At 48.4% G+C, this 13,503-nt stretch carries 13 protein-coding genes; 11 read left to right on the top strand and 2 right to left on the bottom strand.

Annotated features, from left to right (window positions below; all coding sequences use genetic code 11):
- The first annotated feature begins 269 nt into the window (after positions 1 to 269).
- The 6 genes from hpnD (at position 270) to apaG (ending at position 5,328) form a co-directional block, all read left to right on the top strand.
- Complete coding sequence (gene hpnD, locus DBY95_RS00010) at positions 270 to 1,118, top strand: presqualene diphosphate synthase HpnD (protein WP_107722942.1); 849 nt, start codon at positions 270 to 272, stop codon at positions 1,116 to 1,118.
- On the top strand, positions 1,115 to 2,422 hold the full coding sequence (gene hpnE / locus DBY95_RS00015; protein ID WP_107722943.1) for a hydroxysqualene dehydroxylase HpnE: 1,308 nt from the start codon (positions 1,115 to 1,117) through the stop codon (positions 2,420 to 2,422). The genes hpnD and hpnE overlap by 4 nt, the downstream gene beginning before the upstream one ends.
- Before the next feature lie 95 nt (positions 2,423 to 2,517).
- Complete coding sequence (locus DBY95_RS00020) at positions 2,518 to 3,237, top strand: SDR family oxidoreductase (RefSeq protein ID WP_003682583.1); 720 nt, start codon at positions 2,518 to 2,520, stop codon at positions 3,235 to 3,237.
- Between the two features lie 188 nt (positions 3,238 to 3,425).
- Positions 3,426 to 4,382: a thiamine-phosphate kinase gene (gene thiL / locus DBY95_RS00025; RefSeq protein ID WP_107722944.1), complete on the top strand. Its 957-nt coding sequence runs from the start codon at positions 3,426 to 3,428 to the stop codon at positions 4,380 to 4,382.
- Positions 4,375 to 4,863 carry a phosphatidylglycerophosphatase A family protein gene (locus DBY95_RS00030; protein ID WP_199903839.1) on the top strand — a complete coding sequence of 163 codons (489 nt, stop codon included), beginning with the start codon at positions 4,375 to 4,377 and terminating at the stop codon, positions 4,861 to 4,863. The genes thiL and DBY95_RS00030 overlap by 8 nt, the downstream gene beginning before the upstream one ends.
- 96 nt (positions 4,864 to 4,959) lie before the next feature.
- Positions 4,960 to 5,328: a Co2+/Mg2+ efflux protein ApaG gene (gene apaG / locus DBY95_RS00035; RefSeq protein ID WP_003682575.1), complete on the top strand. Its 369-nt coding sequence runs from the start codon at positions 4,960 to 4,962 to the stop codon at positions 5,326 to 5,328.
- A gap of 66 nt (positions 5,329 to 5,394) precedes the next feature.
- Here apaG and DBY95_RS00040 read toward each other — a convergent pair whose 3' ends face one another.
- Positions 5,395 to 5,691, bottom strand: coding sequence for a DUF2288 domain-containing protein (locus DBY95_RS00040; protein ID WP_107722946.1), 297 nt, complete (start codon positions 5,689 to 5,691; stop codon positions 5,395 to 5,397).
- 270 nt (positions 5,692 to 5,961) lie between these two features.
- Between DBY95_RS00040 and DBY95_RS00050 the strand changes: the two genes are divergently transcribed.
- The 4 genes from DBY95_RS00050 to DBY95_RS00065 all read left to right on the top strand — a co-directional run bounded on the left by DBY95_RS00050 (position 5,962) and on the right by DBY95_RS00065 (position 10,229).
- On the top strand, positions 5,962 to 6,687 hold the full coding sequence (locus DBY95_RS00050) for a metal ABC transporter ATP-binding protein (RefSeq protein ID WP_199903840.1): 726 nt from the start codon (positions 5,962 to 5,964) through the stop codon (positions 6,685 to 6,687).
- Positions 6,688 to 6,763: 76 nt separating this feature from the next.
- On the top strand, positions 6,764 to 7,639 hold the full coding sequence (locus tag DBY95_RS00055) for a metal ABC transporter permease (protein WP_107722948.1): 876 nt from the start codon (positions 6,764 to 6,766) through the stop codon (positions 7,637 to 7,639).
- A gap of 79 nt (positions 7,640 to 7,718) precedes the next feature.
- Positions 7,719 to 8,624: a metal ABC transporter solute-binding protein, Zn/Mn family gene (locus DBY95_RS00060; protein ID WP_049331107.1), complete on the top strand. Its 906-nt coding sequence runs from the start codon at positions 7,719 to 7,721 to the stop codon at positions 8,622 to 8,624.
- A gap of 267 nt (positions 8,625 to 8,891) precedes the next feature.
- Positions 8,892 to 10,229: a sodium-dependent transporter gene (locus DBY95_RS00065; RefSeq protein WP_107722949.1), complete on the top strand. Its 1,338-nt coding sequence runs from the start codon at positions 8,892 to 8,894 to the stop codon at positions 10,227 to 10,229.
- A 127-nt stretch (positions 10,230 to 10,356) separates the two neighbouring features.
- Here DBY95_RS00065 and DBY95_RS00070 read toward each other — a convergent pair whose 3' ends face one another.
- Positions 10,357 to 12,333: a TonB-dependent copper receptor gene (locus tag DBY95_RS00070; protein WP_107722950.1), complete on the bottom strand. Its 1,977-nt coding sequence runs from the start codon at positions 12,331 to 12,333 to the stop codon at positions 10,357 to 10,359.
- A gap of 339 nt (positions 12,334 to 12,672) precedes the next feature.
- On the opposite strand from DBY95_RS00070, the gene DBY95_RS00075 reads away from it, so the two are divergent.
- Positions 12,673 to 13,446 carry a FadR/GntR family transcriptional regulator gene (locus tag DBY95_RS00075; RefSeq protein ID WP_101756112.1) on the top strand — a complete coding sequence of 258 codons (774 nt, stop codon included), beginning with the start codon at positions 12,673 to 12,675 and terminating at the stop codon, positions 13,444 to 13,446.
- The last annotated feature ends 57 nt before the right edge of the window (positions 13,447 to 13,503 follow it).

Raw genomic sequence — 13,503 nt, forward strand, 5'->3', positions numbered from 1 at the left:
AGATAAAGGGAATAAAGATATGTACTCAAAGGCATTTAACGGAAAACGGAATAGGGCAACTGTGCAGAGGGGGTATTCTTTGATACAGCTGTTGGTGGTGATGCTGTTGGTTTCGATATTGGCGACGTAAGATATTAGGCCGTCTGAAAGATACTTAAGATTAGCTTTCAGACGGCCTTGTTATAAGATGAATTTTTGATATTGGCGTACTTTTTTAAATACAGATAAAATCCCTGCTAATTATTTATAACAATATTTTAGGATACACAGTGCTTGCTTTGGATTATTGTCATCAAAAGGTTGCCGAAAGCCATTCCAGTTTTTTATCCGGCTTTCGTTTTTTATCGGTAGAAAAACGGAATGCGATCACTGTTTTATACGCTTTTTGTCGCGAACTAGACGATGTAGTTGATGGCTGTACCGATCCAAATGTAGCTCAGATAACGTTGAACTGGTGGCGCAGTGATTTGGAGAAAGTGTTTAATAATGAGATGCCTGAGCATCCCGTTCATCAAGCTTTAAAAGATATTCGGGCAAATTTTGATTTGCCGAAGAATGAATTTGAAGCTTTGATTGATGGCATGCAGATGGATTTGGAGCAGGCTCGTTATGGTAGTTTTGATGAATTAAAGCTGTATTGCCACTGTGTTGCAGGGGTAGTGGGGTGCCTTATTGCGCGGATTTTAGGTTTTTCCAATCCAAAAACTTTGGAATATGCGGACAAAATGGGCTTGGCTTTGCAGTTGACGAACATTATTCGTGATGTGGGCGAAGATGTGCGACAGGGAAGAATTTATCTGCCGATAGAGGAAATGCAGAAGTTTGATGTTCCTGCCAACGTAATTATGCAGTGCAAACCGACAGAAAATTTTGCAAAATTGATGCAGTTTCAAGTGAATAGGGCGCGTGAAACTTATCGTGAAGCGATGTTGCTTTTGCCGGCTGAGGATAAGAAATCGCAGAAAGTCGGCCTGATTATGGCGGCTATTTATTATGCGTTGTTGAATGAAATTGACCGTGATGGTGCGCAAAATGTGTTGACTTATAAAATTGCGATTCCTTCTCCCCGTAAAAAACGTATTGCTTTGAAAACTTGGCTGTTTGGATTTAAACCATGAATACTAAGCGTCCAAAAATTGCCGTGATTGGTGCCGGTTGGGCAGGTTTGTCTGCGGCGGTTTCCCTGATTCATCGAGCTGATATTTCTTTGTTTGAGGCTGGGAGACAGGCAGGCGGTAGGGCGCGTGCCTTGTCTGGGAAAGATGATGGATTCAGCTTTTTGGATAATGGGCAGCATATCTTGTTGGGTGCGTATCATGGTGTTCAAACTTTGATGCAACATATTGGCGTTCAACCTGAATCAGCCTTTTTACGCCAGCCTTTGCGATGGTATATCCATGAAGGATTACAATTTCAGACGGCCTCTCTGCCTGCGCCTTGGCATTTGCTTGTCGGTATCCTGCGTGCGAAAAATCTTTCTTTTTCATTGAGAATCAAATTGCTGTCGGATATGTCGGCATTGCAACGTTGGGCTGCTCATCATAAAACCGATTTGACGGTTGCGAAGTGGTTGAGAACACGAAATATTCCCCGCAGCCTGCTTGGCCAATTTTGGCAACCTTTGGTCTGGGGTGCTTTAAATACGCCATTAGAACAGGCATCGTTGCGCATTTTATGTAATGTATTGAATGATGGCGTGTGGTCTGAAAAGGCGAACAGCGATTATCTTTTGCCTAAGCAGGATTTAGGGCGGATCGTAGCCGAACCGGCTTTGGATTTCTTACTCACGCATGGTGCAAAAATACATCTTGAAACCCGTATTACACATTTAAACCATCATATCGATGGCCGAATTGAAATCAATGGCGAAGTATTTGATGCGGTAGTTTTGGCTGTTGCTCCATATCATGTTGACGCGCTTTTGCCTGAAGATACGCCTGACTATATTCAGACGGCCTATCAATCGTTGCATTACCATGCGATTACCACGGTTTATTTGCGTTATGCCCAAGCAGTCAAACTGCCTGCACCTTTAACCGGATTTGCCGATGGTACGGCGCAATGGGTGCTGCGTCGGGGGGCATTGGGTTTACTGGATAATGAAGTTGCGGTTGTTATCAGCGTTTCCGATTGCACTGAGGCTTGGAAGGATAAAGATTTGGCCGAGAAAGTTCATGCGGACATTAAGCGGGTTTGTCCGGATTTGGGTAAGCCTGAAGCCGTACGCATTATTACGGAAAAACGCGCGACTACGGCGACAACGGTTGATTTTGTACAACCTGATTTCTCATGGCTGCACCATCGCCGTATTTATCCGGCCGGCGACTATCTCCATCCTCGCTATCCGGCAACATTGGAAGCTGCAGTTCAGTCAGGCTTTGCCGCGGCTGAAAAGCTTATGCTGGATTTGCGGGTTGAATAAACTGAGGCCGTCTAAATGTTCAGACGGCCTTTTTGACTTTACAAAACTTACCAAGCCGATACAATATCTGAAACCATAAAGTTCAAGGAAAAGTCATGACGACATTAGCGAACAAAACCATCTTGATTACCGGCGCATCCCAAGGTTTGGGCGAGCAGGTTGCCAAAGCCTATGCGGCTGCCGGAGCGACTGTCATTTTGGTGGCGCGTCATCAAAAGCGTTTGGAAAAAGTATATGATGCCATTGTGGCTGCGGGCAGCCCTGAGCCGTTTGCCATCTGCTTTGATTTGATGAGTGCAGAGGAGAAAGAGTTTAAGCAATTCGCGGAAACTATTGATGAAGCAACCGGCGGAAAATTGGATGGCGTGGTGCATTGTGCCAGCTATTTCTATGCCTTGTCGCCATTGGATTTCCAAACTGTATCGGAATGGGTCAACCAATACCGTATCAACACCGTTGCGCCTATGGGCTTGACCCGTGCGCTGTTCCCATTGTTGAAGCAATCCGAAGACGCTTCTGTGATTTTTGTCGGCGAAAGCCACGGCGAAAAACCGCAAGCCTATTGGGGCGGTTTCGGTGCCTCCAAAGCCGCGCTCAATTATTTGTGTAAAGTGGCCGCGGATGAGTGGGAACGTTTTGACAACCTGCGTGCCAATGTTTTGGTGCCGGGTGCCATCAATTCGCCACAACGTATCAAATCTCATCCGGGCGAATCGAAAAGCGAACGTAAAAACTACGAAGATGTCCTGCCGCAATTTATTTGGTGGGCAAGCCAAGAGAGCAGGGGGCGGACAGGCGAAATCGTCTATCTGTAAATCTACCTGCTCAGAGTGGTTTGAAAACATGAGGCCGTCTGAAATCTATATTTTCAGACGGCCTTTAACTTATTGAGTTTTATATCTAAATAATATGAAAGTTTGATGTTTGGACATGTTAGCAGGCAAACATCAGGCTGGCACAAAATTAGATATAGTAATCTAAGTTATAGTTATATTGGATAAATATGACGGAATTTGACTTTATCAGACAATATTTGCAGCGACAAAAATCGGAAGGTCTAATTTTAGGCATAGGGGACGATGCCGCTATTATTCGCCCAAGTAACGGATTTGATTTATGTTTTAGCGCTGATATGTTGGTCAAAGGCAGACATTTTTTTGAAGATGTTTCGCCTGAAGATTTGGCATGGAAAATGCTTGCAGTAAATTTATCCGATATGGCCGCTATGGGTGCCAAGCCGCGTTGGGTGTTGCTCAGTGCTGCGTTGCCTGAATTGAATCAAGACTGGCTCAAACGGTTTTGCGATAGCTTTTTTGCTTTGGCCGCGCGTTTTGATACGGTGTTGATTGGTGGCGATACCACCAAAGGCGATTTGGTCTTTAATGTAACGATAGTAGGTGAAGTTCCGACAGGGTGTGCCCTGCGGCGTGATGCGGCCGAAGTCGGCGACGATATTTGGGTATCGGGTCGGTTGGGTTTGGCTGCCGCTGCGTTGAACAAACATCTTGGGCATTATCAATTGCCGTCTGAAATCATGGCAGTTTGCGATGATAAATTGCTCCGTCCGGAACCGCGCGTTTCATTGGGTCAGGCATTGTTGCCGTTTGCCCATGCCGCGCAAGATGTTTCAGACGGCCTGGCTCAAGATGTGGGGCATATTTTAAAAGCCTCTGCTGTCGGGGCGGAAATATTTGCCGATTGTGTGCCGTCGTTGCCTGAATTGAAAAACGTTTTGTCGCGCGAACAATGGTTGTCGGCAGTATTGGCCGGCGGCGATGATTACGAACTGATTTTTACTGCTGCTCCAGAAGACAGGGAACGCGTTTGTCAGGCAGCGGAACAAAGTGGCGTACCGGTCGCCCGAATTGGTAAAATTACTGACTCAGGCCGTCTGAATATTTTGGATGCCGAAGGCGGCGTATTGGAACTGACTTCTTTAGGATTTGATCATTTTGGCTGAACGTAAACCTACTTTTTCTTGGCTGTTGCACAAACCATTGTGTTTTTTAGGATTCGGTTTCGGCAGCGGCTTATCGCCGGTTGCGCCGGGTACGGCCGGAACGCTGGCAGCATTACCTCTGGCTTTTGTATTGTGCCTGTTGGGCATAGACGGCTGGATATTGCTTTTATTGTGTGTCGCCCTGTTTTTCTGGGGTATCCGCATTTGCGGTTATACCGAGAGGGAACTGGGCATTCAGGATTACGGCGGTATCGTTTGGGATGAAATTGTTGCGATGCTGTTGGTGCTGTCGCTGATTCCGTTTAAGTGGAGCTGGTGGCTGGCCGCTTTTGTTATTTTCCGCTTGTTTGATGCGTTGAAACCATGGCCGATCAAATGGTTTGACCGGCGGATTCATGGAGGTTTAGGCATTATGCTTGATGATTTGATTGCGGCTGCGATGACCTTGATGGTCTTAGGCCTGTTTTATTGGATCGCGTGATACGTTTTAAGTGTTTCGACCCTTTGCAAAAATAGGGCGGACACGCCGGAATTATCCGGATTGAAATAAAATAAATACCATACGGGGTAAACAATTATGAATGAAATCGAGATTAACGTGGAGCCGCGTTATATGGCCGGTCAGAGCGACGTCTATCGCGATCGCTATGCCTTCAATTATCTGATTACCATCTGCAACCGCAGTGATGAAATCATTACTTTGCGTCAGCGTTTTTGGGAAATCACCGACGGACACGGTGAGACAGAGCAGGTCGGTCATGCCGGCCTGATTGAAGAGCAACCTGTTTTGTACCCGGGCGAAGCCTATGAGTACAACAGCGGTTCGCAAATCAGCACGCCTTGGGGCAGCATCGAAGGCGCGTATGAGTTTGAAGACAGCATCGGCAAACGTTTCGTTATCGGGGTGCCGAAGCTTGAATTCAAAGCAGGCTTTACTTTGCAATAGACCGTCTGAAAAATGAAAAACCGGAACATGCGAAATGTTCCGGTTTTGTTTTTTCAGACGGCCTTATCAGTCTTTGCAAGGCTGTACCAATACCCACGGCGCCACGACAACCGCCCACATTTCCTGCTTATCCGATAAAAATGTGCGCGCCATATCATCGCTGATGGCACCGAATTTGCCTTGTTCCATCCAATGTTTCAATGGCGCGGCTTCATCTTCGGCAACATGGCGGGCGACGGCAATCAAATCCAAATCAGGTGCTACATAGACGGCGGCACCGCGTGCGAAGTGGGGTTGCAGCTCTTCCCATGAAATGCGGGCAGTTTCGGTATTGAGTTTTTCGTTTGAGAGTGGAATAGACATAGGGCAATCATCAAATAAAAAATGGATTGTAACCGATATTCGGCCTTTTGCCCGATGCCGTCTGAAAACGAAAGAAATTTACAGGGTTAACGTTATACAGTATCATTTTAATGTTTTAATTTTCTTTCAGACGGCCTGTTGTCCGTATTCGGGCAAGGGCGGTTTTAGGCTTATGAATTCTGTATTGTTGACCGGATTGCTGCAAAGGCTGCTGATTGCGCTTGCCGCATTGGCGGCGTTGTGGGCTGTATATTTTTGGGCGGTGTCGCCATGAGTATCGTGGTGGAAAATCTGACGGTCAGCTATCAGCGCAGGCCGGTGGTGCACCATGTGGATATGGTGTTTGAAGATGGCAAGATGTGGACGATTTTCGGGCCGAACGGCGCGGGCAAATCGACCCTGCTCAAAGCCATTATGGGCTTGCAGAAGACGGACACGGGCAGCGTGCGCTATGAAAATATGGCGCGCAAGAACATTGCCTATTTGCCGCAGCAGTCGGATATTGACCGCAGCCAGCCGATGACGGTGTTTGAACTGGCGGCGATGGGGCTGTGGTATGAAATCGGATTTTTTGGACGCGTAAACGCGGAGCAGAAAAAGCGCGTGATGGCGGCGTTGGAACGCGTCGAAATGCAGGATTTTGCCACGCGCCAAATTGCGCATTTGTCCAATGGCCAGTTCCAACGCGTATTGTTTGCGCGGATGCTGGTGCAGGATGCCAAATTTTTGCTGCTGGACGAACCGTTTAACGCGGTAGATGCGCGGACGACTTATGCGCTGTTGGAAGTTTTGCGCCAGTGCCATCAGGACGGTCAGGCTGTGATTGCCGTGTTGCATGATTACGAGCAGGTGAGGGCATATTTTGCCAACACGCTGCTTTTGGCGCGTGAAAAAGTGACTGCCGGTGCGACTGAAAATGTGTTGACCGATGAGTTTTTGGCACAGGCAAACCGAATGATGCAGAAACAGGAAGCGGCCGATTGGTGCGCGGTTTAATGGACAAGGCCGTCTGAAAGTAAGTATTTTTCAGACGGCCTAAGGCTTTCAGAGATTAATAAAAAAGCGATAAAACATGGATTTATATGAGTTGGTCGTCGCGCCGTTCGCCGAATTTGACTTTATGCGCTATGCCCTGGCATCGATTTTCTGCCTGGCATTGAGCGCGGCGCCTGTCGGTGTGTTTTTGGTGATGCGTCGCATGAGTTTGGTGGGTGATGCCTTGAGCCATGCGGTTTTGCCCGGTGCGGCCATTGGTTATATGTTTGCCGGCTTGAGTTTGCCTGCAATGAGCGTCGGCGGTTTTGCAGCCGGTTTGCTGATGGCTTTGTTGGCCGGTTTGGTCAGCCGGTTTACTTCATTGAAAGAAGATGCAAACTTTGCCGCATTTTATTTGAGCAGCCTCGCCATCGGTGTGGTTTTGGTCAGCAAAAACGGCAGCAGCGTCGATTTGCTGCATTTGCTGTTTGGCTCGGTGTTGGCGGTGGATATTCCGGCTTTGCAGCTGATTGCCGTTTCTGCGAGTGTCACTATTTTGCTGATGGCGGTCATGTTCCGCCCGCTGGTGTTGGAAAGCATAGACCCTTTGTTCCTCAAGGCTGTCGGCGGCAAGGGCGGCTTTTGGCATGTGCTGTTTTTGGTGCTGGTCGTGATGAATCTGGTTGCGGGTTTTCAGGCATTGGGTACGCTGATGTCGGTCGGTTTGATGATGTTGCCGGCGATTACCGCCAGACTGTGGGCAAAAAGCATGGGTTGGCTGATGATTTTGTCGGTCGCATTGGCTTTGCTTTGCGGCTTGGCAGGACTGTTGTTTTCCTACCATATCGAAATCCCGTCCGGCCCGGCGATTATTTTATGCTGCGGCACGCTTTACCTGATTTCCGTCGTGTTCGGTTGGGAAGGCGGCATTTTGGCAAAATGGCTGCGCCGCAAGAAACACCGCACGGCATGATTTTTCAGACGGCCGCTTGAATAATCAGGCGGTCTGTTTTATGATGATGTTAATGTTACGTTATATCACTGGAGAGAATATGAAACATTGGAAACTCGGCATCGTTGCCGCATTATTGACCGGTGCCGCTTATGCCGCTCCGCTGCCTGTTGTTACCAGCTTCAGCATTTTGGGCGACGTGGCCAAACAGATTGGTGGCGACCGTGTGGCCGTTCAAAGCTTGGTGGGCCCCAACCAAGACAGCCATGCCTACCACATGACCAGTGGCGACATCAAAAAAATCCGCAGTGCCAAATTGGTATTGCTCAACGGTTTGGGCTTGGAAGCCGCCGATGTACAGCGTGCAGTCAAACAGAGCAAAGTTCCTTTCGCCGAAGCGACCAAAGGCATTCAGGCTTTGAAAGCAGAAGAGGGCGGCCATCATCATGACCACGATCATGAAGGCCATCATCACGATCACGGCGAGTTTGACCCGCACGTTTGGACCGACCCCGTCCTGATGGGTACTTATGCGCAAAACGTTGCCAATGCGCTGATTCAAGCCGACCCTGAAGGCAAAACCTACTATCAGCAACGTTTGGGTAACTATCAAATGCAGCTGAAAAAACTGCACAGCGATGCGCAGGCTGCCTTTAATGCCGTACCTGCCGCCAAGCGTAAAGTCTTGACCGGACACGATGCGTTTTCTTACATGGGCAAACGCTACAATATTGAATTCATCGCCCCTCAAGGCGTGAGCAGCGAAGCCGAGCCGTCTGCCAAACAAGTGGCTTCCATTATCCGCCAAATCAAACGCGAGGGCATTAAAGCCGTCTTTACTGAAAATATCAAAGACACGCGCATGATTGACCGTATTGCCAAAGAAACCGGCGTTAATGTCAGCGGACGTTTGTATTCCGATGCATTGGGTGGCGCACCGGCAAACAGCTACATCGGCATGTACCGCTACAATGTCAAAGTTATGACCGATGCCATGAAAAAATAAAGCGGCTTAAGGATAAAGGCCGTCTGAAACCTTAAAAACAAGGTTTCAGACGGCCTTTTATATGCTTATTTTTGAAATAAACCGTCAAATTTAGAATATAAAAATAAAATTTGTGCTATTGAAAGTTTAATTATCAAAAATTCATGCTAATTTGCCTGGTAAGTACGCACCATCCGTGCGAATTGCTTATCGGCTGTCCGTCAGCCACTCACGGCTTGACTTCACCCTGTTACAATTCGGCATCTTCACGTTTCTTAATATTACATCATGAGCAACCATTCGTCTTGGTCATCCAAAATCGGCTTTGTGCTTGCGGCGGCAGGCTCGGCCATCGGTTTGGGTGCAATTTGGAAATTCCCTTATACAGCCGGTACCAACGGCGGCGCCGTATTCTTTCTTTTATTTTTGATTTTCACTATTTTGGTAGCCTTGCCGGTTCAATTGGCCGAGTTTTACATCGGCCGTACGGGCGGTAAAAACGCCATTGATTCCTTTAAAGTATTACGTCCGGGTTCGCAGTGGCCGTGGGTTGGCCGCATGGGCGTGGCCGCATGTTTTATTTTGCTGTCGTTTTACAGCGTGGTCGGCGGCTGGGTATTGAACTACGTCGTGCACAGCTTTACCGGCGAAATTCACGTTGGCGCAGACTTTAAGGCACTGTTTGAAAATACGATTTCGTCACCATTTGGCTCGCTATTTTACCAAGGCTTGTTCATGCTGATTACTATTTGGGTGGTCAAAGGCGGCGTTTCAGACGGCATTGAAAAGGCAAACCGCGTGTTGATGCCGGGTTTGTTTATCCTCTTTATCGCGCTGGCTATTCGTTCACTGACCTTGCCCGGTGCAATGGACGGCGTGGCATTTTTGTTGAAACCGGATTGGTCGTATTTGAAACCCGGCACGATGCTGACTGCTTTGGGACAGGCATTTTTTGCCTTGAGTATCGGCGTGTCCGCGATGATTACCTATGCTTCGTATTTGGGTAAAGATCAGGATATGTTCCGTTCCGGCCATATGATTATGTGGATGAACCTGTTTGTATCGCTGCTGGCCGGTTTGGTGATTTTCCCTGCGGTATTTGCCTTCGGTTTTGAACCCGGCCAAGGCCCTGGTTTGATTTTTGTCGTGCTGCCTGCGGTTTTCATGAAAATGCCGATGGGTACATATTTGTTTGCCGTGTTTATGCTGTTGGTTGTCTTTGCCACGCTGACTTCCGCGTTTTCCATGCTGGAAACCGTTATCGCGGCAACCATCCGCCAAGACGAGAAAAAGCGCAGCAGCCATGCTTGGGTAACCGGCATTGCGATTTTTATAGTCGGTATTCCTTCAGCGCTGTCTTTCGGTGTATGGAGCGAGTTTAAAATTTTCGGCAAAACCATTTTTGATTTGTGGGATTTTATTATTTCCGCCGTCATCATGCCGATTGGCGCATTGAGCGTTGCCGTGTTTACATCATGGGTTCAGGACAAACAGTCTGTCTTGCGCGATGCAGGCATGGGCAGTACCATTCCGAAACAGCTGCTTTATCTGTGGCTGGGTGCGCTTCGCTATCTTGCGCCGATTGCGATTATTGTGGTGTTCATCAACTCTTTGGGTTTGATTTAATCCGATAGTGAGCAAACAGTCCGGCGTTGCATTGCTTCGCCGGACTGTTTGTTTAAAAACATCATTAAAAATATTAAGGCCGTCTGAAAATTTTTCAGACGGCCTTTTTATAGATGCGCGAGGCTGATTAGAACTTCGCTTGCAGTCTCAGCCATGCAGTACGGCCGGGTTCGTTCACGCGCATGGTTTGTGTACCGGCAGAAGGGTCGCCGCCGCGGCTGACGAATTCAGCATAGGTTTTGTTGAACACGTTGTCCACGCCGCCTTGCAATGTGGCGTATTTACTGAATTTCCAACCGGCATTGAGCGAGAGTACGCCAAAGCCCGAAGAAGCGCCGATGTCTTGGCCGACGATATTGCCTTGGCCTTTGCTGTAACGGTTTTGTTTGGCTACGACGCGCCATAATGCGCCCGCGCTGAATTTGCCGTTGTCAAAGGCGAGGGTGTTGTTCCACTCGAGCGGCGGCGTTTGTGCCAAAGGTTTGCCGTCGGTACGGTTTTTGCCGTGGGTGTAGGCGAGGCTGGTGCCGACTTCCCAGTTAGGCGCAAATGTCCATTTGACTTCGGCTTCGCCGCCAAAGCGTGAAGCGTTGATGTTGCGTACGTTGAAATTCATGCCTTGGCGCTCCATCATGATGAAGTCTTTGATGTCGCTGCCGAATACGGATACAGACGCGTGGAGGTTAGGACGTTTCCAGATTACACCAGCATCGATTTGGCGGTTTTGCTCTGCGCGGATGGCTTTGTTTTCAGAGCGCAGGCGTTCCCAGTAGTCAGGCGCACGTTCGGCAATACCGAAGCCGGCATAGTATTTCAGGCCGTTGTCCGTATTTCTTTCCCAGCGCAGGAAGCCTGAGTTCAAATTGAATTTTTGATGTTTCAAAACGGGGTCGGTCACGCGCGCGGTATCGTAATGCGCTTTGACTTGGTCATGGCGCAAACCTGCTACCCAGCGTTGATTGTCGGTTTGCTGCCAAGAGGCTTCGGTGAAAATACCCCATTGTTTGAAACTTTGGTTGGGCATATAAGGCTTGTGGCTGTAACCGTCGCCGCCACGCTCATGACGCGCGACGTGGACGTCATCCAAATAATCCAAACCGGTTTGCAGGTTGAGCTTGTCCCAGTCGAAAGTGGCTTTCAGACGGCCTGTATCGGTATTGCGTTTAGGGTTGTTGGCATTTTTAATCTGCTTGCCGGCAGGATTGTAGATGGTACGCAGGCTGTATGTGTCCATCACGTGGTCGATTTCGCTTTTACCGTAGCGCAGTTCCAATTCGCTGAACCATGGTGTGAGGTTGCGTTGGGTAAAACGTATGTTCCACGCATCACGGTCGAATTTGCTACCGTCCATCATACGGTCGGCGTAGGCAACCTTGGCTCTGCTGCGTTCGTATGTGCCGGCAATGGTGGTGTTTTCTGTCGGAGTAACACCCAGTTGTAACATTTGGCTGTCGCGTTTGAAGTTGGAGTGAATGCGGTTGCCGTCGCCGTCTTTGTAATCGTCGGCTTCGTTATGGGAGATATTGGTACGGACATAGCCGTATTTGCCGCCAAACTCGGCTTCCAGCGAGCCGTCAAGGCGGTCGTTGCTGCCTGCTGTCAGAGTGGCATTGATGTTGTAAGGTTTTTCAGTGAAATCAGGATCTTTACGGATAAATTGCACTGAGCCGCTGACCAAACCCATGCCTTGGGTAACGGTTTGTGGGCCTTTGGTGACCACGACTTTATCAAATGAATTTGGGTGGATATAGGCGGTCGGCGGGGCCATGCGCATACCGCAACCGCCATAAATAAACTGGTCGTCGGCATTGACGGAGAGGCGCGAGCCGCCCAAACCACGGAACAGCGGATCGCCCGAGCTGCCGCCTTTGCGGATGATGCTCATGTTGGGCACGGATTGTAAAAGGTCTGCCCCGTCTCCGGCAGGGAGGGGTTGCAAAGCAGCTTTGGGGTTGAAAGTAACGCGATTGGCTTTTTCTTGTTGTGTGCCGGTGACGGTGACAGGGGAAAGGGTAACCGTTTCTTCAGGTGTAGGATCGGTATCTGCCCATGCTTGGGATACGGCTAAGGCAATGGGTAAGATAAGTAATGGTGGGTATTTCATATCGTTTCTCTCTATTATTAGGAATTATGTTAACTAATACCTAAGTATTATATATAAAGTCTAGTTAAATAGAAGCAGTGGGATTTTAATCTAAATCAATATTTTCAGATTTTGGGCGCATAGGTTGTTTATTAAGATTGGTCATACCAAAATATTGATTTGAAGGCATTGGTGAGGTTACTTGATAAAAATGAATGTGTTTGAATTAAACTGCTTGCGATGGAGAGAATGGCATTTCTTGACGAAAAAATAGGGGATTGATTAGAATGGGCGGCCAATTGGTCAATCCAATTTATGGCCATTTGAATACAACTGTCCTTCAATCATCAGGAATACAACATGACGAAATTGGTTCGTCCGCAAAAAATCAGCGATCAGGTCTTAGCCGTTTTGGAAGAACGTATCGCGACCGGCATTTATGAAGAAGGCAGTAAATTGCCTCCCGAACGTACGCTTGCGGAAGAATTCGGCGTATCGCGTCCGTCAGTCAGGGTGGCATTGAATATCTTGATTGCCAAGCAGGTTTTGGAAGCGCGGCAGGGCGATGGCTATTATGTTTCCGTCAAGCCGCAGCAGGATTTTTTACAAAGCTGGCAGGAGTTGCTCGGCAAACATACCAATTGGGAAACAGACGTTTTCGATTTCAGCTGTCACGTTGAGGGCTGTATGGCGGCACTAGCTGCCGAAAGACGGACTGACACCGATTTGAAACGCATTGATTTCTGGCGGCAGAAGTTTGAAACGGCCTGTGAAAGCGGAAATTTGGAGCATCAAGCCGAAGCAGACGTCAGCTTCCATCAAACCATTGCCGATGCCGCACACAATATCCTGTTCAGCCACCTTTCCAGCAGCCTGTTGAAAATGCTTTATCAGCAAACACGCAGCGGCATTATCTATATCCATCAAACCGAAGACCCGCGCCCGACACTGATTGCCCAGCACCGCGCTATTTTTGAAGCCATTGCCCAGGCTAAACCGGCCGAGGCTGCTGAAGCGGCCAAACTGCATTTAAATTATGTCGCCCGCCGCATTTTGCAGGACAGGGAATATCAAAGCCGCAGCGAGCATGCGGACGTATTGGCGCAAAATGATTTGAAACGGGTGGATTGGTAGCGTTTAAAAATAATCAGGCCGTCTGAATTTTTCAGACGGCCTGATTTTGCAAATAAG

Origin of the sequence: Neisseria subflava, assembly GCF_003044935.1 — a bacterium.
GTDB lineage: Bacteria > Pseudomonadota > Gammaproteobacteria > Burkholderiales > Neisseriaceae > Neisseria > Neisseria subflava_E.